The 20,770-nt window shown below is 68.4% G+C and carries 19 protein-coding genes; all 19 read left to right on the top strand.

Annotated elements, in window-relative coordinates; translation table 11 throughout:
• Positions 1-112: 112 nt before the first annotated feature.
• The gene (gene ftsH, locus BLW41_RS05310; RefSeq protein ID WP_245689026.1) at positions 113-2,095 is read left to right on the top strand and encodes an ATP-dependent zinc metalloprotease FtsH; all 1,983 of its coding nucleotides are present in this window, start codon (positions 113-115) and stop codon (positions 2,093-2,095) included.
• Between the two features lie 27 nt (positions 2,096-2,122).
• The gene (folP, locus tag BLW41_RS05315) at positions 2,123-2,992 is read left to right on the top strand and encodes a dihydropteroate synthase (RefSeq protein ID WP_218138268.1); all 870 of its coding nucleotides are present in this window, start codon (positions 2,123-2,125) and stop codon (positions 2,990-2,992) included.
• Positions 2,989-3,441: a dihydroneopterin aldolase gene (folB, locus tag BLW41_RS05320; protein ID WP_093116873.1), complete on the top strand. Its 453-nt coding sequence runs from the start codon at positions 2,989-2,991 to the stop codon at positions 3,439-3,441. Before folP ends, folB begins: the two co-directional genes overlap by 4 nt.
• Positions 3,426-3,968, top strand: a complete 543-nt coding sequence (folK, locus tag BLW41_RS05325; RefSeq protein WP_218138269.1) for a 2-amino-4-hydroxy-6-hydroxymethyldihydropteridine diphosphokinase — start codon at positions 3,426-3,428, stop codon at positions 3,966-3,968. The genes folB and folK overlap by 16 nt, the downstream gene beginning before the upstream one ends.
• Before the next feature lie 6 nt (positions 3,969-3,974).
• Positions 3,975-4,844 (top strand): YihY/virulence factor BrkB family protein, encoded by an 870-nt coding sequence (locus tag BLW41_RS05330; RefSeq protein WP_093116877.1) that lies wholly within the window; start codon positions 3,975-3,977, stop codon positions 4,842-4,844.
• Between the two features lie 168 nt (positions 4,845-5,012).
• The gene (locus BLW41_RS05335) at positions 5,013-5,873 is read left to right on the top strand and encodes an ACP S-malonyltransferase (RefSeq protein ID WP_093116879.1); all 861 of its coding nucleotides are present in this window, start codon (positions 5,013-5,015) and stop codon (positions 5,871-5,873) included.
• Between the two features lie 22 nt (positions 5,874-5,895).
• On the top strand, positions 5,896-6,942 hold the full coding sequence (locus BLW41_RS05340; RefSeq protein WP_177169352.1) for a beta-ketoacyl-ACP synthase 3: 1,047 nt from the start codon (positions 5,896-5,898) through the stop codon (positions 6,940-6,942).
• Positions 6,939-7,724: a 3-oxoacyl-ACP reductase FabG gene (fabG, locus tag BLW41_RS05345; RefSeq protein WP_093117377.1), complete on the top strand. Its 786-nt coding sequence runs from the start codon at positions 6,939-6,941 to the stop codon at positions 7,722-7,724. Before BLW41_RS05340 ends, fabG begins: the two co-directional genes overlap by 4 nt.
• Positions 7,725-7,747: 23 nt before the next feature.
• Positions 7,748-7,999, top strand: a complete 252-nt coding sequence (locus BLW41_RS05350) for an acyl carrier protein (RefSeq protein WP_093116883.1) — start codon at positions 7,748-7,750, stop codon at positions 7,997-7,999.
• Positions 8,000-8,063: 64 nt separating this feature from the next.
• Positions 8,064-9,317: a beta-ketoacyl-[acyl-carrier-protein] synthase family protein gene (locus BLW41_RS05355; protein ID WP_218138270.1), complete on the top strand. Its 1,254-nt coding sequence runs from the start codon at positions 8,064-8,066 to the stop codon at positions 9,315-9,317.
• A complete protein-coding gene (gene fabI / locus BLW41_RS05360; protein WP_093117381.1) occupies positions 9,317-10,213 on the top strand; it encodes an enoyl-ACP reductase FabI in 897 nt (298 codons plus the stop codon). The genes BLW41_RS05355 and fabI overlap by 1 nt, the downstream gene beginning before the upstream one ends.
• Positions 10,214-10,219: 6 nt before the next feature.
• Positions 10,220-10,996 (top strand): type III pantothenate kinase, encoded by a 777-nt coding sequence (locus BLW41_RS05365; RefSeq protein ID WP_093117383.1) that lies wholly within the window; start codon positions 10,220-10,222, stop codon positions 10,994-10,996.
• 22 nt (positions 10,997-11,018) lie between these two features.
• The gene (locus BLW41_RS05370; protein WP_177169353.1) at positions 11,019-11,783 is read left to right on the top strand and encodes a YidC/Oxa1 family membrane protein insertase; all 765 of its coding nucleotides are present in this window, start codon (positions 11,019-11,021) and stop codon (positions 11,781-11,783) included.
• A complete protein-coding gene (locus tag BLW41_RS05375) occupies positions 11,780-12,799 on the top strand; it encodes a tRNA dihydrouridine synthase (RefSeq protein ID WP_093116887.1) in 1,020 nt (339 codons plus the stop codon). Before BLW41_RS05370 ends, BLW41_RS05375 begins: the two co-directional genes overlap by 4 nt.
• A gap of 100 nt (positions 12,800-12,899) precedes the next feature.
• On the top strand, positions 12,900-13,376 hold the full coding sequence (gene greA, locus BLW41_RS05380) for a transcription elongation factor GreA (RefSeq protein ID WP_093116889.1): 477 nt from the start codon (positions 12,900-12,902) through the stop codon (positions 13,374-13,376).
• Between the two features lie 35 nt (positions 13,377-13,411).
• Positions 13,412-14,962, top strand: a complete 1,551-nt coding sequence (gene lysS / locus BLW41_RS05385; protein WP_093116891.1) for a lysine--tRNA ligase — start codon at positions 13,412-13,414, stop codon at positions 14,960-14,962.
• 244 nt (positions 14,963-15,206) lie between these two features.
• A complete protein-coding gene (locus BLW41_RS05390; RefSeq protein WP_093116893.1) occupies positions 15,207-17,828 on the top strand; it encodes an ATP-dependent Clp protease ATP-binding subunit in 2,622 nt (873 codons plus the stop codon).
• 75 nt (positions 17,829-17,903) lie between these two features.
• On the top strand, positions 17,904-19,316 hold the full coding sequence (gene radA, locus BLW41_RS05395) for a DNA repair protein RadA (RefSeq protein ID WP_093116895.1): 1,413 nt from the start codon (positions 17,904-17,906) through the stop codon (positions 19,314-19,316).
• 283 nt (positions 19,317-19,599) lie between these two features.
• On the top strand, positions 19,600-20,709 hold the full coding sequence (gene disA / locus BLW41_RS05400) for a DNA integrity scanning diadenylate cyclase DisA (RefSeq protein WP_093116897.1): 1,110 nt from the start codon (positions 19,600-19,602) through the stop codon (positions 20,707-20,709).
• Positions 20,710-20,770: the final 61 nt, after the last annotated feature.

Here is a 20,770-nt window from a genome sequence, read left to right on the forward strand (position 1 = left end):
ACCCACGCGACAACCGCATTGGACAGCGCAACACCGCTGCTACGCTCGGGTTTCACCCGATGCCGGACGCCGCCAGCAGGCGGCGGAGCGGCAAAAGGGGGCTAGACGAGACGTGAGACCGAGACTGACGAGATTCTTCCGCAGCGCCCTCTTTCCGATTCTCATCGTCTTCGTCCTGGTGCTGTTCGCGCAGCGGCTGATCACGCCCGCGTCGAACACGCGCCAGCCCCACTACTCGGACTTCCTCACCCAGGTCGAGCAGGGTCGGGTCAAGCAGGTCACCCTCAACACCAAGAACAATCGCCTCGACGTCGAGCTCAAGTCCGGGCAGAAGTACGAGACCGCCTACCCCGACAACACCGAGCAGCAGCTGGTCGACCAGCTGAGGCGCGCCGGTGCCGAGGTCGACGTAAAGGCGAAGACCTCGTCGGGGTGGTTGCCGATCTTGAGCTACGGCCTGCCGATGCTGCTGTTCCTGCTCTTCTGGCTCTTCATCATCAACCAGATGCAGGGGGCCGGGCCGAAGGTGATGTCGTTCGGCAAGTCGCGGGCTAAGCGGCTGTCGGTCGATCAACCGAAGATCACCTTCCGCGACGTCGCCGGTGTCGACGAGGCCGTCGAGGAGCTCCAGGAGATCAAGGAGTTCCTCGAGAACCCCAAGAAATTCCAAGCACTAGGGGCGAGGATTCCCAAGGGCGTGCTTTTGTACGGCCCGCCGGGTACCGGCAAGACGCTGCTCGCCCGGGCCGTGGCGGGGGAAGCCGGCGTTCCCTTCTTCTCGATCTCAGGTTCCGATTTCGTGGAGATGTTCGTTGGCGTCGGTGCTTCGCGCGTGCGCGATCTCTTCGAGCAGGCCAAGCAGAATGCCCCCTGCATCATCTTCATGGACGAGATCGACGCCGTCGGACGGCACCGCGGTGCCGGTCTGGGCGGCGGTCACGACGAGCGCGAGCAGACGCTCAACCAGCTGCTCGTCGAGATGGACGGCTTCGAGATGAAGGACAACATCATCTTGATCGCCGCCACCAACCGCCCGGACATTCTCGATCCGGCGCTCCTGCGTCCCGGTCGTTTCGACCGCCAGATCGTCGTCGACCGTCCGGACCTGAAGGGACGGCGCGAGATCCTGGCCGTCCACACGCGCGGCAAGCCGCTCGCGCCGGGGGTCGACCTCGACAACCTGGCGGCGCAGACGCCTGGCTTCACCGGGGCCGACCTTCAGAACCTCGTGAACGAGGCCGCCCTGCTAGCCGCGCGCGAAGGCAGCCGGAGGATCGAGCACCGTCACCTTGAGGAAGGGATCATGCGGGTGCTCGCCGGCCCGGAGAAGAAGTCGCGCGTGATGTCGGAGAAAGAGCGGCGCATCACCGCGTACCACGAGATGGGTCACGCGCTGGTCGCGCACTACCTCGAGAACACCGATCCCGTGCACAAGATCTCGGTGATCTCGCGCGGCCAGGCGCTCGGCTACACGATCTCCCTGCCGACGGAGGACAAGTTCCTCACCACCAAAGCCGAGCTCGAGGACTCGATGGCGATGACGCTCGGCGGCCGCGCCGCCGAGGAGCTTGTCTTCGGCGAGGTGACGACCGGTGCCGCCAACGACCTCGAGAAGGTCACGCGCACGGCCAAGCAGATGGTGATGCGCTTCGGTATGTCCGAGAAGCTCGGGCCTCGGGTTTTCGGCCACGACCACACGCAACCGTTCCTCGGGCGCGAGCTCGCCACCGAGCCGGACTACTCAGATGAGATCGCGCGTGAGATCGACGATGAGATCCGTCGCATCGTCGAGGAGGCGCATCGGCGCGCCCGCCAAGTGCTCGAGCAGCACCGCGCCGACCTCGATCGCCTGTCGGAGATCCTGATCCGGCGCGAGACGATCGAGCGTGAGCAGTTCCTCAAGTTGCTCGAGGGGGCGAGCGAGGAGGAGGTCTTCGGCAGCGAGGAAGAGACTGCGGAACCGCCACCGGCTGCGCAGCCGGTGCCCGAGCCCCAACGCAAGCCGCTCCCGGCCCCTGGCCCGATCCCGCGGCCGGGTCTCGCCGGCGGTGCCGCCGAGCTGCGCGGGGAAGGTCCGCAGCCGCCCCTGCGCTAACCGGCCGGTCGCGCGATACTCCCGCGCGTGCCCGCTGCGTCCCTAGCCCAACGTCCCCTCCCGGTCGACCTTGAGTTCCCGGTGGTGATGGGGATCGTCAACGTCACTCCCGACTCGTTTTCCGACGGAGGTTTGTTCGTCGACCCCGACGCCGCCGCACGGCATGCGCGCAAGCTAGCTGCCGAGGGAGCGCAGATCGTTGACGTCGGGGGCGAGTCGACGCGCCCCGGCGCCCAGCCGGTCTCCGCAGAAGAGGAGCTTCGCCGGGTGGTGCCGGTTCTCGAACGACTCGCCAGTGCCGGGCTAGCGGCTCGGATCTCGATCGACACCACTAAGCTCGCCGTGGCCGAACGCGCGCTCGAACTCGGCGCGACCGTGGTCAACGACGTTTCGGCGTTCCGTTTTGAGCCGGAGCTGGCGGACCTGGTTGCGCAGCGCCGCTGCGATTGCGTGCTGATGCACATGCGCGGCGAGCCGCGGACGATGCAGATCGACCCGCGTTACGACGACGTTGTGGCCGACGTCAAGGCGTTCTTGGCGGAACGCATCGAGTTCGCGCTGTCGCGCGGCATTGCCGAGGAACGGATCTGGATCGATCCGGGCATCGGCTTCGGCAAGACCGTGGAGCACAACCTCGAGCTGATCGCGCGACTCGACGAGCTACTCGAGTTGGGGCGGCCGGTTCTCATCGGCACCTCCCGCAAGAGCTTCATTGGTCGCATCTGTGAGCGCCCGGAGCAAGAGCGGCTGGCCGGCACGATCGCCAGCAACGTGCTCGCACTGGAGCGCGGTGCCAGCATCTTCCGGGTACACGACGTAGCCGAGCATGTCGATGCTCTGCGTCTAGCCGCTGCTACGTTGCGCCGAACCCGAACCGACGCCGGGGAGGTCAGTTGAGCTGGGAGCGTGATCCTTACGACCAGGAGCCCGAGGGCGAAGACGAAGACGGGTTCGACTACGAGGAGGACGACGACGCTGGTGTCGAGCCGAGCGTGACCGTCGAGATCACCGGGCTCTCGCTGTACACGAGGCACGGGGTGACCGAGGCCGAACGCGAGCTCGGTCAGCGGTTGGTCTTCGATGTCACGTTCGAGCTCGACCACTGCGACGCCACGCTCACCGACCGGCTCGAGGACACCGTCGACTACGCCGCCGTCTGCGAGCAGATCGCATTGGCCGCTCAAGAGCGCTCGTACAAGACCCTGGAGCGGCTGTGTTCCTCGATCGCCGACCGCCTCGTCGAGCGGTTCGGCGTCGTCAGCGTGCGTGTCAAGGCGACCAAACCCGAACCACCGATACCGCTTCCGCTTGAGGGCGTGTCGGTGGAGGTGTGGAAGGAGGTCTAGCGGCGGCCGTGCTCGGCACGATCGCCTACCTTGGCCTCGGTTCCAACGAGGGCGACCGCCTAAGGGCGCTACGCCTGGCGCTCGACCGCCTGGTCGCCAAGGGTGTTGAGCTGGAAGCCGTGTCGACCGTCTACGAGACGGAGCCGCAAGGGGAGGTCCGTGATCAGCCGGACTTCCTGAACGCTTGTGCACACGTCCGCTACTCAGGCGACGCGGAGTCGCTGCTCGACCTCTGCAAACAAGTGGAGCGCGAACTTGGTCGCAACCCCTCGGGGCGTCGACACGGGCCGCGCCCGGTCGATGTCGATCTGTTGGTGTTCGGAGACCTCGTCTACCGCAGCGAGCGTCTGGTGCTGCCGCATCCCGAGATCAGGTCGCGGCGCTTCGTGCTCGAGCCGCTGCTGGAGCTCGAGCCGACGCTCACGCTGCCCGATGATGGGACCCCGTTGCGCCAACACCTCTCAGCGGTTCGCGAGCAACGGGTGGTCTCGCTCGGTCCGCTATTGCAGCGCGACGGGAGTCGCTAGCGCCACGTGCCTTCGCTACCGCGACCGATACGGCGGCTCACGCGCACACGGCTATGGCTCGCGGTCGAGCTCTTCAGCCGCGAGAACATGGGCGACGCGGCAGCTGCCCTCACTTACTACGCCTTTCTGTCGCTGTTTCCCGCTCTCCTCGTGCTCTTCTCGCTGCTCGGCTTGCTCGACGCCGGCGCCGCCAACGAGATCGTTACCCGCGTCCGTCGCGTTGCCCCGGGGCCCGCGGCGGAAGTCGTCGACGGCGCCCTCAAGGACTTGCGCGCCGGCGGTGCCACACCCCTCGCCTTGGTCAGCACGGCGCTGGCGCTGTGGTCGGCGTCGGCCTACGTGCAGGGCTTTCGGCGGGCGGCTGCGCAGGCGCTCGGGAAGCGCTTCGACGAGGGTCCTCCGTGGCGGGCGTGGCCGCGGCGGTTTGGCGCGACCGTCGCCCTAGTGTTGCTGCTTGCCTTGCTCGGCTTCGTGCTGACCGCTACCGGGAGCGTCGCGCGCACGCTCGGCGACCTGCTCGGTGTCGGCGATGACGCGCTGCGCCTATGGGCGCTCGCCCGCTGGCCACTGATCCTGATTGGAGCAATCGCCATCGTCGGTGTTCTCTACAGCTTCGCGGGGGTCGGCAAACTTTTCTCGCTGCGCGGCACCCCTGGGGCAGCTCTGGCGGTCCTCCTCGTCGTCATCGGTTCGATCGGATTCAGCCTCTACGTCAGCCGCTTCGCCGCCTACAACCGCACTTACGGTGCGCTTGCCAGCGTTGTCGTGTTCCTGATCTGGATGTGGATCGCCAACGCCGCTCTGCTGCTCGGAGTGTGCTTCGAACGAGTCGCGAAAAGGGCCCGGGAAGTAACTCCACAGGGTGCGACGGCGTAACGGCGAGCCGGTTCGGGGGGTAAGCGCCGGAGAAGCGACGGATCGCCGGCCGCGGGGGTCTGTCGGTATCTTGCGACGCCGCGCCTCGCGCACACGAGGTGCCTCGCCCTCTTTCTTTTTCTTCCTAGACCACGGACCAGAGCTCGATACGACTGAGAGCAACCGTCGATGATCGACCGCCCGACAGCGATCTTGTTCCCCGGCCAAGGCAGCCAAGCGCCGGGGATGCGTGAGCTCGTCGAAGAGGTACGGCCGGATTTGCTCGAGTTGGTGCTCGAGGCGCTGGGGTGCGATCCGTTCGAGCGCGCCGACGAGAGCACGCGCTTTGCGCAGCCAGCGATTTTCTGCGCTTCGCTCGCCGGCTGGGAGCTCGTACGCGCGACCGAGTTTCCAGTCGCGATGGCCGGGCACTCGCTCGGCGAGCTGACTGCTTTGGTCGCGGCGGGTGCGATCGACGAGGTGGACGGCGTGCGCCTGGCTTGTGCTCGCGGCCAGTTGATGGCGGAGGCGGCTGATCAGGTCCCAGGCGCGATGGTTGCCTTGCGGGCCTCGGTGGAGCAGGCCGAAGAGCTCGTGGCCGACACGGAGGTCGTGGTAGCGAACCACAACGCGCCTCAACAGGTGGTCGTGTCCGGTCCCGAGGCGGCGGTCGCGGCGCTCGAAGCGCGCCTCGAGGAGCGCGGGGTCGGGAACCGCCGGCTTCCGGTGCGCGGCGCCTTCCACTCGCCGCTGATGGCAGAAGCTGCCCGGCGCTTTGCTGAGGAGCTAGCGCAAGTCGACCTGCGCCAGCCCGGGGTGCCGGTGATCGCCTGCGCTACCGGGCGTCCCTTCGCCGACATCCAGACCGAGCTCGCCGAAGCGATCGTGCGCCCGGTTCGCTTCGTTGGTGTTGTTGAAGAGCTCAGGTCGCTGGGTGTGGAACGTTTCGTGGAGGTCGGTCCGGGGCGTGTCCTAAGCGGCCTGGTGCGTCGGATCGATGGGTCCCTCGAGGTCGTGGGGCCACCTACGCCGGAGGTGGTGGATGGCTAGGTTTGCTTCGGTTCGCGCCCGGATGGCAGCCCCGATGCGTGCCGCGCGGCGCCGCTCGCTAATCGCGCGCGGCGTGCCGCGAGCGGGCGCTATCGGCTCGGTTACGAGGCGCCCCTTGCGGCGCAGCCTGCCCGCGCGAATCGCTGGCATTGGCGCTGCCGTGCCGGCGCGCGCGGTGCCATCGAGCGAAATCGCCGAGCGCCTCGGGGTCGACGAGCGTTGGATCGTCACCCGCACCGGAGTGCGCAGTCGCTACCTGGCCGACGCCGACGATTCGCTGGCCGAGCTGGCGGCCGCGGCGGCCCGTGCTGCCCTAGCCGATGCGGGCCTCGAAGCAGCGGCGATCGACTTGGTCTTGGTGGCGACGATGGCCGCCGACGATCTCACCCCCAACGCAGCACCGCTCGTTGCCGGTCTGATCGGTGCCGAGGGCGCAGGAGCCTTCGACATCGGCGCCGCTTGCACCGGTTTTCTGTCGGCTCTGGCCAGCGCAGCGGGCATGGTCGAGTCCGGGCGCTCCCAGGGCGCACTCGTGATCGGTGCCGACCTACTGAGCCGGTTGACCGACCCTGGTGATCGCGGTACCGCTGCGCTCTTCGCCGACGGGGCGGGTGCCGCGGTCGTGGTGCCGGGTCCGCGGCCAGGTGCAGAGATCGGATCGATCTTGCTCTCGTCGACGCCCGACGAGCAGCGCATCGTCCACGCGACGCACGACCAACGCAAGATCCGCATGCAGGGCCAAGAGACCTTCCGCTTGGCTGTGCAGCAGATGTCGGAAGTCACGGTCGCTGCCGCCGAGCAGGCCGGCTTGCGTCTCGACGAGATCGATCTGTTCGTCTACCACCAGGCGAACGCCCGCATCCTGCGGGCTGTCGGCGAACGGCTGGGGCTGCCCAGCGAGCGGGTCGTTCAATCAATCGATCGCTACGGCAACACCTCGTCGGCGACGATCCCGATCGCGCTGTGCGACGCGCGCGACCGCGGGCTCTTGAAGCCGGGCGCGAAGGTTCTGGTCGGCGCCTTCGGAGCCGGGTTCACTTGGGGAGCCGGAGTGATCGAGTGGGCGTGAGCGAGACCTCATCGAGAGCGCCCGCGGCAGCACGACAAGCCGCCGACGACCCACGGACGGTCGGGGTGGCGCTAGTAACCGGCGCCTCCCGCGGCATTGGCGCGGCGACGGCGCGAGCCCTTGCGCGCGACGGCTGGCGTGTCGCCGTCAACTACCGTGCCGACGAGGCCGGCGCCCTAGCGACCTGTGAGGCGATCGGGGAGAGCGGCGGCACGGCCTTCCCGGTGCGTGCCGACGTGGCCGACCCAGAGGCATGCGAGCGGGCGCTAGCGGAGCTCGAAGAAGAGGTTGGCCCGGTGCTGGTCCTCGTCAACAACGCCGGCATCCGCCGCGACGGCCTAGCGCCGCAGCTGAGCGACGACGATTGGGCGGCGGTGCTCGACGTAAACCTCTCGGCGCCGTTTCGGCTGACGCGGCGCGTGCTCGGTCCGATGTTGCGCCGGCGCTTCGGCCGGATAGTCAACGTCGTCTCGGTCGTCGGGCCGCTGCGCGCGAACGCCGGTCAGGCGAACTACGCGGCGGCGAAGGCCGGCTTGGCGGCCGTCACCCGGACGGTTGCGGTGGAGGTCGCACGCCGAGGCATCACCGTCAACGCGGTCGCTCCAGGGCTCGTCGAAACGGAGCTGACGAAGGACGTGGGCGAGCGGCTAGTCCCGCTTGTTCCCGCCCGGCGGGCGGGGACCTGCGAGGAGATCGCAGCCGTCGTACGGTTCCTCTGCTCGCCCGAAGCGTCGTACGTGACCGGTGCAGTAATCCCGGTCGACGGCGGCCTCAGCGCTTGAACACAAACCAAAAGGAGGACGTAATGGCTCAGCAGGCAGTCACCAAGGAGCAGATCCAGGAGCGCGTGTTCAAGGCGCTCGTCGAGTTCGGTGCCGATCCCGACAAGGTCACGCTGGACGCGGAGTTCGAGGCTCTCGACATCGACTCGCTCGACCTCGTCGAGCTCGCCCAGATCGTCGAGGACGAGTACGGCGTCCATCTCGAAGGCAAGGACATGGAGGGTCTGAGGACGGTCGGTGAGGCGATCGACTTGATTGCTTCGCGAGTGTCGTGAACTGGCCCGGCACGGGAAGCGGTCACTGCGCCACGCGACGTCTACTAGCGACCACGGCACGGGCTTGAGCGAGGATCAACAGTCCCAGACCTGGCCGCAGCCGATCGCCGGTGAGCGCCGGCGGGTTGCGATCACGGGAGTCGGTGCGGTGACGCCGCTCGGGCTCGGTGCACGGACGCTGCACGAGCGGTGGCTCGCGGGTGTCAGCGGCATCGTCGATGGCGTTGGGCGGTGCAGCGAGTTCGACCCGCGTGAGCATCTTTCGGCGAAGGAGGCGCGCCGCGCCGACCGCTTCACGCAGCTCGCGATCGTCGCCGCCGACGAGGCCCTCCGCGATGCCGGCCTCGTGGCCGGTGAGCACTACCCGGCGGACCGCGTGGGATGTCTGATCGCGACCGGTATCGGTGGCATCGCGACAATCGAGCAGCAGCATGTGGTGCTGATGGAGCGGGGCGCCGAACGCGTCTCGCCGTTGGCCGTGCCGCTGCTGATGGCGAACGCTGCCGCCGGCGTAATTTCGATGCGGCACGGGCTGCGCGGACCTTCCTACGCCGTCGCTTCGGCTTGTGCGTCGGGTGCTCACGCACTGGTCTGCGCCCACCGCATGGTTGCCTACGGGGACGCGGACGCGGTTGTCGTAGGTGGTAGCGAAGCTGCCTTGACGTCCCTCGCGATGGCCGCCTTTGCGGCCATGGAGGCGACCTCCCGCAGCGGCCTCTCGTGCCCCTTCGATCGCCGCCGTGACGGCTTCGTGCTGGGCGAGGGCGCCGGCGTGCTGGTGCTCGAATCGGAGCGGGCAGCGCGCGCCCGCGGGGCGCGCATCCTTGGCTACCTGCGGGGCTGCGGAATGACCTCCGACGCGCACCATTTGACCGCGCCGGAGCCTGGCGGGCGCGGCGCGGCACGGGCCATCGAGCTCGCCCTCGAGGATGCCGGGGTGACGCCTGAGGATGTCGTCTACATCAACGCTCACGGCACTTCGACACCGCTCAACGACCGCACCGAGACGGAGGCGATCAAAGAGGTATTCGGCACGCGGGCCTGGCAAGTGCCGGTCAGCTCCTTGAAGTCGGCGGTGGGGCACTTGCTAGGCGCGGCGGGAGCGGTCGAGGCGATCGCGCTGCTTTTGGCTCTGCGCGATCGGGTGGCGCCGCCCACGCTCAATTACGAGCAGCCGGAAGAGGGGCTCGACCTCGACTATGTCCCCAACGCCGCGAAGCCGCTCGCGGTGGAGGGTGGCCGTCCCCTCATCGGCATCTCCAACTCGTTCGGCTTTGGCGGGCACAACGCCGTCCTGTGCATCGAAGCGGCCGCCTGATGGTCGACCACAGCGAGCGCCAGAACACCCCTGTCGCGCCCGGCCTGCTGGCCGGCAAGCGTTTGCTGATCACCGGTGTCGTGACGCGCCAGAGCATCGCTTTCGCGGTGGCCGAGAGAGCTCAGCGGGACGGTGCGACGATCGCGCTCACTAGCTTCGGTCGTGCGCGCCGCCTCACCGAGCGGGCCGCGCGGCGCTTGCCGGAGCCGCCGCCAGTGCTCGAGTTCGACGCTTCGCAGCCGTCGCACTACGAAGAGCTGCGCCGCAGCGCGGAGCGCACGCTGGGCCGTATCGATGGCGTGTTGCACGCGATCGCCTTCGCTCCGCCCGACGCGCTCGGCGGGTCATTTCTGACGACGCCGGCAGAGTCCGCCGAGCTGGCCTTCCGCATCAGCTCCTGGTCGCTGCCGGCACTCGGTGCGGCTCTGCAACCTCTGCTCGAGCGTCCCGCCAGCATCGTGGCGCTCGACTTCGACGCTTCGGTCGCCTGGCCGGTCTACGACTGGATGGGCGTGGCCAAGGCCGCCCTCGAGTCCGGGGCCCGCTACTTGGCGCGCTACCTCGGCCCGCACGGGGTGCGTGTAAATCTGGTCTCGGCAGGTCCCGTGAGGACGGTGGCGGCCAGCGGCATCCCGGGCTTCTCGATGCTCGCCGACCTCTGGCGCTCGCAGGCGCCGCTCGGCTGGGATGTCGGAGACCCCGGCCCAGTCGCCGACACTGTCGCCTTCCTCCTGTCCGACCTCTCGCGTGGCATCAGCGGCGAGATCATCCACGTTGACGGCGGCTACCACGCGATGGGCGCGCCGCTGGTCGAGCGCGGCTCGGAGGAGTTCGAGCGCGGCGCGGGGGGCCTTGAGCGCGGCGCGGGGGGCCTTGAGCGCGGCGCGGAGGAATGAGTGACGGTGCTGCTGGCGGTCGACGTCGGCAACACCCAGACACACCTCGGGCTCTACGAGGGCGAGCGACTGCTCGACCACTGGCGGTTCGCGACCGTGCGCGAAGCCACTGCCGACGAGCTCGCGACGGTGGTGGTCGACATGATCGGACTGCGCGGGATCGAGCTCGGTGCGGTCGACGCCGCGATCGTCTCGTCGGTGGTGCCCACACTCGCCGCCGAGTACGAGCAACTGATCCGTCGCTACCTGGGGGGTGCCGGAGCGCTCGTCGGCCCGCACCTGCGCACCGGTATGCCGATTCGGATCGACAACCCGCACGAGCTCGGCGCCGATCGGCTCGCCAACGCTGTCGCTGCCTACGAACGCTGCGGCGGCGCGTGCATCGCCGTCGACTTCGGTACCGCTATCAACTACGACGTCGTATCCGCAACCGGCGAGTACCTCGGGGGGGTGATCGCGCCGGGCATCGAGGTCTCGCTCGAGGCCCTCAGCCAGCGCGCCGCGCGACTTCCGAAGGTCGACCTCGCGGTCCCGAAGCGAGCCATCGGCAAGAGCACGCGCGAGGCCATCCAGGTCGGCGTGGTTTTTGGCTACGCCGGCTCGGTGGACGCGATCGTCGCGCGCTTGCGGGAGGAGCTCGGGGAGGAAGCGACGGCGATCGCCACTGGCGGCTTCGCACACTTGATCGCGCCGAATTGCGAGCAGCTCGACGAGGTGGACGAACTGCTCACGCTTGACGGCCTGCGCCTGATCTGGGAGCGCAACCGCGACGGGGCACCGTAACGCGCCGCCTATCCTCCGGCGCGTGGGGACGCTGCTATCTCCGTTGATCGCTGCCGAGGCCGCGGTGCTGCGCGCGTTTCACAGCCTCGGTCTGGGTTGGGGACTGGCGATCGTGGCGCTCACGATCGTCGTGCGCAGCGCTTTGCTGCCGATCGTCGCACGGCAGGTTCGCGCGCAACGGGAGCTGCGCCGCCACCTGCCGGAGCTGACGGCGCTGCGCCGTCGTCACGCCGACGACCGTGAGCGCTTGCAGCGCGAGCTGCTCGAGTACTACCGCCGCCACCGCATCAATCCGCTGGCGTCGCTAGCTCCGACGCTGCTGCAGATTCCCGTTTTCATTTCCCTCTACTTCCTGATGCGCGAAGAAGTTCGCGAGGGCCTGTTTCGCCATGCCGGGTTCCTGTTCGTCCCGGATCTCGGGTCACAGCCTCACGGCACCGTGTTGATCGCGCTGATCGCCGCCTACGCGACCGCTCAGCTTGCCGCCAGCGCGCTCGCCGCTAGCTCGCTGGAGGGTGGGCAGCGCGGTCTCGTGATGGCGATGCCGCTGCTCTTCGCCGGCGTCGTTGCTCGCGTGCCAGCCGGTCTCGCTGTCTACTGGATCACGTCGGCGCTCTGGTCGTTCGGACAGCAGCTCACGATCCGCCGGTTGCTCGGACCAGCACCGGCGATGGCCGTCCCGGCCGCCGACGAGCAGGGCGGCCAAAGCGCGGTGGCGAGTGCTCGAGGCGTCCGCACAGCGCCTCCCCCGCGCACGAAACGCAAGCGCAAGCGCGCACGCCGGTGACCCCCTGCGAGGCCCGCCCACCCCTCACGAGCCCCTGGCGACTGGGCTCGCTCGAGCTCGACAACCGGCTCGTGCTCGCCCCGCTTGCCGGGATCGGCAAGTGGTTCGTGAGGCTCCAGGCAAAGCGCTACGGAGCCGGCCTGGTGGTCTCCGAGATGGTCTCGAGCCACGGCCTCGTGCGCGGCAACGAGCGCACGCTACGCGAATTCCTCCGCATCCACCCGGACGAGCATCCGGTCTCGATCCAACTGTTCGGCGACGATCCCGCGGTGATGCGCGAAGCGGCCGCGATCGTGCAGACGGCCGGCGCCGACGCGATCGACATCAACATGGGCTGCCCGGTGCGCAAGGTCTGCCGAGCAGGAGCCGGCGCGGCCTTGCTCGAGGACCCTGACCGCGCGGTAGCGCTAGCCCGCGCCGCGGTCGAGGGGTCAGGCTTGCCCGTCACCTGCAAGCTGCGATCGGGTCTTGTTCCGGGCGATCGCTCCGGCGTTGCGCTGGCTCATCGCCTGGCCGCCGAGGCGGGCGTCGCCGGCATCGGCTTCCATCCGCGCCATGCCTCGCAGCAACACAAGGGCCGACCGGACTACGCGCTTGCGGCCCGGCTTTGCGAGGAGCTGTCGGTGCCGGTGGTGCTGTCGGGAGGCTTGCACGACGACGAGCGGGTGCTGGCCGCGTGGCAGGAGGTCGGCGCCGAGGCGGTGATGCTGGCGCGCGGCGCGCTCGGCAATCCCTGGCTCTTCGCTCGGCTGCTTGGGCGCTACGAAGGTGAACCCTCGCCGGCGGAGGTCTTCGACGAGCTGGAGCGCGTGATCGCCGGCGCTGTCGAGCTGATGGGGGTCGAACGTGCCGACCACTACCTGCGCAAGTTCTACCCCTGGTACGCGGAGCGCTTGCGCCCTTACTTCCCCAAGTCGCTGCGTACCCGCCTGTGTGAGGCCGCGACGGTTGCCGACGCGCGCGCCGTGATCGAGGAGCTGCGGCAACGTGCGGCCGCCCTGCGCGCCGCCGCCTGAGAGCCCGTTCGGAGGCCGAAAAGCCGCTGCTACACTGCTCCGTCCCCTCGGCCGGGCGGCGGGATTTGCGCGCAGCCGACGGGGAAACGGAGGGACCGCGATGCCGAGAGAACTTGTTCTTACACGCAAAGGACTCGAGGAGCTCAAAGCCAAGATCGAGCACCTCCAGACGCAGCGGCGCCGCGAGGTCGCCCAGCGCATCAAGGAGGCGCGCGAGTTCGGCGACATCTCCGAGAATTCGGAGTACGACGACGCGAAGAACGAGCAGGCGATGCTCGAAAAGCAGATCGCCGAGCTCGAGGAGAAGCTTCGCAACGCGCGTGTTATCGACGAGGACGAGGTCTCGACCGACGTCGTCGGCGTCGGCTGCACGGTCCACGTAAAGGACCAAAAGACCGGCAAGTCGCAAAAGCTGCGCATCGTCGGCTCGGCCGAGGCCGATCCGTCACAGAACAAGATCTCCAACGAGTCGCCGGTCGGCAAGGCCCTGATCGGGCACAAGCGGGGCGATGTCGTGCGCGTACAGGTACCGCGCGGGCCGGCGCGCGAGCTCAAGATCACGAAGATCGAGGCCTAGGGGCTTCGGCGGCCTAATCACCGTAACCTGCGGGCGTGCCCGAAGCCGAAGACGCGACTACGGCCGCTCGCGGAGGGGGCGGTAAGCGGGACGCAGACGGCGGTGAGCAGGGCGCGGGCGGTGCCGAGGCCGCTCGGGCCGAGCGACCGCTCGAACGTGACCGGCGCGAGAAGCTCGCGCGCTTGCGCGCGCTCGGGATCGATCCCTATCCGCACGCGTACCCGACGCCGACGCCGGCCGCAGAGATCCAGGAGCGGCACCGCCAGCTCGCTCCCGGGGAAGAGCTCGAAACCGTCTACCGAGTAGCGGGACGGCTAGCCGCCCGCCGCGGTCACGGCGGGGCCGCCTTCCTCGACATCGTCGATCGCAGCGCGCGCATCCAGGTTCTTGCCCGCCGCGATCGGCTTGGCGAGTCGTCGTTCGAGCTGCTCACGAGCCTCGATCTGGGCGACATCGTCGGGGTCGAGGGCAACGTGCTGCGCACGCGCCGGGGCGAGCTCAGTATTGCCGCGCGCGAGTGGCGACTGCTCGCCAAGTCGCTGCGCCCGCCACCCGACAAGTACCACGGGCTCGAGGACGTCGAGCTGCGCTATCGCCACCGCGAGCTCGACCTGATCGCCAACGCCGAGACGCGCGAGCTGTTCGTCACCCGCGCGCGCATCGTCACAGCGATCCGGCGGTGGCTCGACGAGCGCGGCTTCATCGAAGTCGAAACGCCGGTGCTGCAACCGATCTACGGCGGCGCCCACGCGCGCCCCTTCGTCACGCATTACAACGCGCTCGATCGCGACTTCTACTTGCGGATCGCGACCGAGCTCTATCTCAAGCGGCTGATCGTCGGTGGGCTCGAGCGCGTCTACGAGCTCGGCAAAGACTTTCGCAACGAGGGCCTCTCGCACAAACACAACCCTGAGTTCACGATGCTCGAGTGGTACGAGGCGTACGCCGACTACCTGGTGGTTGCGGAGGAACTCGAGGAACTGGTGCGCTACGTCGCCAAGGAGATCGACTACGCCGGCCCCCTGCGCTTCGACCGCCCCTGGCGGCGAGTGACGTTGCGCGAGGCGATCGCCGAGCGCACCGGGCTCGACGTACTGGAACTGCGGGATCGCGACGCGCTGATGGAGGCGGCGCGCGAGCGGGGCATCGAGCTCGATCCGCAAGCGACGTGGGCGCAACTAGTCGACGACCTGCTGTCCAAGCACGTGGAACCGCACCTTGAGCAGCCGACCTTCGTCTTCGACTATCCGAAGGAGCTCTCCCCCTTCGCCAAGGACCATCGCAGCGAACCGGGGCTGGTCGAGCGGTTCGAGTGCTTCGCGGGCGGCATCGAGTTCGCCAACGCCTTCAGCGAGCTCAACGATCCGGAGGAGCAGCGTCGCCGCTTCGAAGCGCAGGCCAGGGAGCGCGCGGCCGGCGACGAGGAGGCGCAACCGTGGGACGAGGACTTCCTACGCGCGCTCGAGCATGGGATGCCGCCGACCGGTGGTATCGGCGTGGGCATCGACCGACTGGTGATGCTCCTGACCGGCCGCCGGTCGATCCGCGAGGTCGTCCTCTTCCCGGCGATGCGACCGCTCGCCTAGTCGGCGCGGGCCGCCTCGCTCGGCGCCGATTGGGCGGGCTGGCGGCGCTGCTCGCAGAGCCCCGTGCAACGGCGGCTGCGGAACCCTTCGGAGGCCGACCTACCCGTTGGTAGACTGGCCACAGGCGTCGGATGGAAGACCCAGATCCGCTCACCCGGTCGGCCGCAGGTGCCGATATCCCGGGAGAGAGGTCTGGGTATCTGCCGACCCGTGAAAACGAGGCAAGGGAAGAGGCGTAGCTCCCGTGTTTGAGCGCTTCACCGAAAGGGCACGACAAGTCGTGGTCCTCGCCCAGGAGGAGGCGCGGATCCTAAAGCACAACTACATCGGCACGGAGCACATCCTGCTTGGGCTCCTGCGCGAGGAGGAAGGGCTTGCTGCGCGCGTGCTGGAGTCGCTCGACATCACCGTCGAGCGAGTGCGGGCGCAGGTGGTGCGGATCGTCGGCTCGGGTGAGGAAGTCACCTCCGGGCAGATCCCGTTCACTCCCCGTGCCAAGAAGGTGCTGGAGTTGGCCCTGCGGGAGGCGCTCTCGCTCGGGCACAACTACATCGGTACCGAGCACATCCTGCTCGGGCTGGTGCGCGAGAACGAGGGCGTAGCGGCGCGCATCCTGCTCGATTTCGACGCCGATGCGGAGAAGATCCGCAACGAAGTGATCCGCATGCTCTCGGGCCCCGGCGGTCGCCAGGCCCGCGGCCAGGGCGGGCAGTCGGCCGAGGCGAAGAAGAGCTCCAAGCTGCTCGACCAGTTCGGCCGCAATCTCACCAAGATGGCCGCCGAGGGCAAGCTCGACCCGGTCGTGGGGCGCGAGCGCGAGATCGAGCGGATCATGCAGATCCTCTCGCGGCGCACCAAGAACAACCCGGTGCTGGTCGGCGAGCCGGGCGTGGGCAAGACGGCCGTCGTCGAAGGCTTGGCGCAGCGCATCGTCTCGGGCCAAGTGCCGGAGATCCTGCGCAACAAGCAGATCTACACGCTCGATCTGGCCGCGCTGGTCGCGGGCTCCAAGTACCGCGGCGAGTTCGAAGAGCGGCTCAAGAAGGTGATGAAGGAGATCACCCAGCGCGGCGACATCATCCTCTTCATCGACGAGCTCCACAACCTTGTCGGTGCGGGCGCCGCGGAGGGTGCCATCGACGCAGCTTCGATCCTCAAGCCCGCGCTCGCTCGCGGGGAGCTCCAGACGATCGGTGCGACCACGCTCGACGAGTACCGCAAGTACCTGGAGCGCGATTCGGCGCTGGAGCGGCGCTTCCAGCAGATCCGCGTGGAGCAGCCCTCGGTGGAGGAGACCGTGCAGATCCTGAAGGGTCTGCGCGAGCGTTACGAGCAGCACCACCGAGTGAAGATCACCGACGAGGCGCTGCAGGCGGCCGCCGAGCTGGCTGACCGCTACATCTCCGATCGCTTCCTGCCCGACAAGGCAATCGACCTGATCGACGAGGCCGCTTCGCGGGCGCGGATCAAGGCGATGACGTCGCCGCCTGTCTACCGCGAGCTCGAGGAGGAGATCGAAAAGACGCGGCGCGAGAAGGAGGCCGCGATCGAGGCGCAGGAGTTCGAGAAGGCGGCGAACCTCCGCGACAAGGAGCGCCAGCTGACGCAGAAGAAGCGCGAACTCGAAGAGAAGTGGCGGTCCGGCGAGGAGGGTGAGCGGCCGGAGATCGGCGAGGAAGAGATCGCCGACATCGTCTCGATGTGGACGGGTATCCCGGTCTTCAAGCTGACCGAGGCGGAGGCGCAGAAGCTGATGCGCATGGAGGACGAGCTCCACAAGCGCGTGATCGGTCAGCACGCCGCAATCGAGGCCGTGTCGAAGGCGATCCGCCGTTCCCGGGCGGGCCTCAAGGACCCGAAGCGGCCGACCGGGTCGTTCATCTTCCTCGGGCCTTCGGGTGTCGGCAAGACCGAGCTCGCGCGCACGCTCGCCGAGTTCCTGTTCGGCGACGAGGACGCGATGGTGCGCATCGACATGTCCGAGTACATGGAGAAGCACGCGGTCTCCCGCCTGGTCGGCTCGCCGCCCGGCTACATCGGCTACGACGAGGGCGGCCAACTCACCGAGGCGGTCCGGCGCAAGCCGTACAGCGTGCTGCTCCTCGACGAGATCGAGAAGGCGCACCCGGATGTCTTCAACATCCTCCTGCAGATCCTGGAGGACGGCCGGTTGACCGACGCGCAGGGGCGTACGGTCGACTTCCGCAACACGATCGTGATCATGACCTCGAACATCGGGGCGTCCGAGATCTCGAAGAACACGAGCCTCGGCTTCACGATCCAGGACGAGACCGGCATGTCCTACGAGGACATGAAGAACCGGATCATGGGCGAGCTCAAGAAGGTCTTCCGACCGGAGCTGCTCAACCGGATCGACGAGGTAATCGTCTTCCACAAGCTCACCAAGGACGAGATCAAGCAGATCGTCGAGCTCTTGCTCAAGCGCATCCGCGAGACGCTCGCCGAGCGCGAGCTGTCGCTCAACCTCACCGAGGAAGCGCGCGAGCTGCTGGTCGAGAAGGGTTGGGATCCGGCGATGGGAGCGCGACCGCTGCGGCGCGCGATCCAGCGCTACATCGAGGATCCACTGGCCGACGAAGTGCTATCGCAGAACATGCCTCCCGGCTCGACGGTGGTGGTCGACCGCGCGCCCGAGGGCGAGGACGAGGTTCGGATCACGATCCAGAAGCCCGAGCGCAAGCGCGAGCCGGTGGGCGTCGGTGCGAAGGCCGGCAGCGAGCAGGCCAGCGCCGAGGGGGGCGCAGAGCCGGCCTCCAGCGAGCCGCCAGCGCTGCCGGATCTCCCCGAGGGCGCTAGCGGCGAGTCCGGCGATACGCCCGCTGGCGAGCACGAGAAGGCCGACTAGCCGCGGTTTCGCACGGCCGCGCGCTCGGCGCGGCGTGGTCCGACAGCGTCCGGCCGGGCGGCTACGGTCGCTGCGATGGCCACGCAAGCACTGCACGTGTGCGCGCGCTGTGGCTTCGAGAGCCGTCGCTGGCACGGTCGTTGTCCGGGCTGTGGAAGTTGGAACACCCTGGTCGAGCAGCGCGTGCCCGAGCGGCGCCCGAGCGGCGGTGCGAGTAGTGGCGCACAGCCCGTGGTGCCGCGCCGGCTCGCGGATATCGAGGCGGACGTCGATCGCCGGCTCGCCACCGGCATTGCCGAGCTCGACCGCGTTCTCGGCGGCGGCTTCGTGCCCGGGTCGCTTGTGCTTCTGGGCGGCGAGCCGGGGATCGGCAAGTCCACGCTCACGACGATGGCGGCCGCTGCGCTCACCGCCGAGGGCGAGAGAGTCCTCTACGTGTCTGGCGAGGAGTCGGCCGGTCAGGTCCGTCTGCGCGCCGAGCGGATCGGTTCGGGTGCGCTCCAGATTCCGGTGATCTGCGAAACCGATGTCGCAGCGATCTGCGCGACGCTCGAGCGGGAACGGCCGGTTCTCTGTGTCGTCGACTCGGTGCAGGTGCTGCGTGACCCGGTGCTCACCAGCGCGCCGGGCTCAGTGGCGCAGGTTCGCGAGACAGCGGCGCGGCTCCTCGAGGTCGCCAAGCGCCGGCGCGTGTGCGTGCTGTTGGTCGGTCACGTGACCAAAGACGGGGCGATCGCCGGTCCCCGCACGCTCGAGCACCTCGTCGACTGCGTGCTCGCCTTCGAGGGCGAGCGTGAACGCGGGCTGCGCGTCTTGAGGGCGTTCAAGAATCGCTTCGGTGCGAGCGGCGAGGCAGGTCTGTTCGAGCTCGCCGACGAAGGGCTCGTCGAGGTCGTCGACGCCTCGGCCCGGTTGGTCGCCGGTGGTACGCCGCCGCCTGGGTCGGTCGTGCTCTCGGCGCTCGAGGGTTCGAGGCCGCTTTTGTGCGAAGTTCAGGCGCTGGTGGTGCCCTCGGAGACGGTGCCACCACGGCGGGTGACGGCCGGCATCGATCGCAACCGTTTGGCGTTGGTGCTCGCCGTGCTGCAGCGCTACGCCGGTCTGCGCATCGGCAACAGCGACGTCTTCGTGTCGATCGCCGGCGGTCTGCGGGTCGACGAGCCCGGCGCGGACCTGGCGGTGGCGTTGGCCGTGGTCTCCGCCGTGCGCGGGGTTCCGCTCGGTGATGCGGGGCGGCGGGTAGTCGCCTTCGGCGAAGTCGGTCTCGGTGGCGAGCTGCGCGCGGTCGCGCGCCCCGAGCGGCGTCTGGCGGAAGCCGAGCGGTTCGGCCTCGGTCCGGTGGTGGCCCCGGGCGCGGAGTTGCGCTATTTGCGGGCGGCGCTGGTGCGGGCGTTCGCGGTCGTCGGGCAGCGCCAGGGTTCCGGGGGCAGCGCCGCCAAGTCGATGTCCGAGATCCAGGGCAGCGCGCCCGCCGAGCAGGCGGCATAGACCGCGGCGAGCGCGGCGCTTCGTTTGTCCGGTAGCGGGTAGTCGGTCGTTGTCACGACGCGGCCCGCCCTCCGCAGCAGCTGCCGCGTGCTATCCGACTGACAAGTAGCCGACTACGACTGCTCTGCCGTGGCGCAGCCGCTGCCGCGCAGGACCGCCAGCACAGCCGGAAGCCCTGTTAGGACGCTCAGGACAGGCGACGGCAAGCGCCGGCGGGCGTGAGCCACCGGTGACGTCTCCGGGAAACCGCATCAAAACGCCATCTTCCGTATCATCGAGCACTATGGCTCAGGCCGGGGATGATGGCAGCGGGCTCGATGCTCGACAGGAACCCCGGCTGGTCAGAGCCCTAGAAATGGTCGCGCCGGGGACGGCGCTGCGCGAGGGGCTCGACAACATCGTTCGCGCCCGCACCGGTGCCTTGATCTGTATCGGCGAGCACGACGAGCTCGCGTTCCTGCTTTCGGGTGGAGTGAAGATCGACGTCGACTACACGCCGCAACTGCTTTACCAGCTAGCGAAGATGGACGGCGCGATCATCCTGTCTCCGAACGCGAGCAAGATCGTCTGGGCGAACGTGCAGCTGATGCCCGATCCGACGATCACCTCGCTGGAAACGGGCACCCGTCACCGCACCGCCGAGCGTGTCTCTAAGCAAACCAACGCGCTCGTCATCGCGATCTCTCAGACCCGCAACGTCGTCTCCCTCTACCTCGACGGCAGCAAGTACATCCTCGAGGACATCCCAGTCGTGCTGGCGAAGGCCAACCAGGCCCTCGCCACGCTCGACAAATACCGCTCCCGCCTCGATCAGGTCTCGACCCGCTTGACCGCGCTCGAGTTCGAAGGCGGCGCGACCCTCCACGACGTGCTCACCGTGCTCCAGCGCTCCGAACTGGTGACGCGCATGGCGATGGAGATCGAGCGCTTCATCGTCGAACTCGGCGCGGAGGGGCGCCTAATCGAAATGCAGCTGGAAGAGACGATGGTCGGTGTCGCTGCCGAGCGCGCTGCGCTGGTCAAGGACTACATCGTCGATCCCGACGAGGAGAACTTCGCGCGCGTGCTCGAAACGCTCGCACGCCTCTCCCACCAAGACTTGCTCGACTTCGGACAGCTCGCCGAGCTGCTCGGCTACGACCGCAAGGTCAACACGCTCGATCAGCCGGTATCGCCACGTGGGTATCGGATCCTCGGGCGTATCCCGCGCCTACCGCGGCTGGTAGTGCAGCGGATAGTCGAGGAGTTTCGGGGGCTGGACGAGATCATCGCGGCTTCCGACGAGGATCTCGAGGCAGTCGAAGGCGTTGGCGACCTCCGCGCAAAGGAGATCCGCGAGGGCCTGCGCCGCCTGCAGGAGATCAACCTCGTCGACCGCTACCTGCAGACGTAAACGGTCAACGACCGGCGCGCGCTCGCGCCGGCGACGCTCGAGGAGGGAACCATCAGCGAGA

The sequence above is a fragment of the Thermoleophilum album genome, assembly GCF_900108055.1.
GTDB classification, from domain to species: domain Bacteria; phylum Actinomycetota; class Thermoleophilia; order Solirubrobacterales; family Thermoleophilaceae; genus Thermoleophilum; species Thermoleophilum album.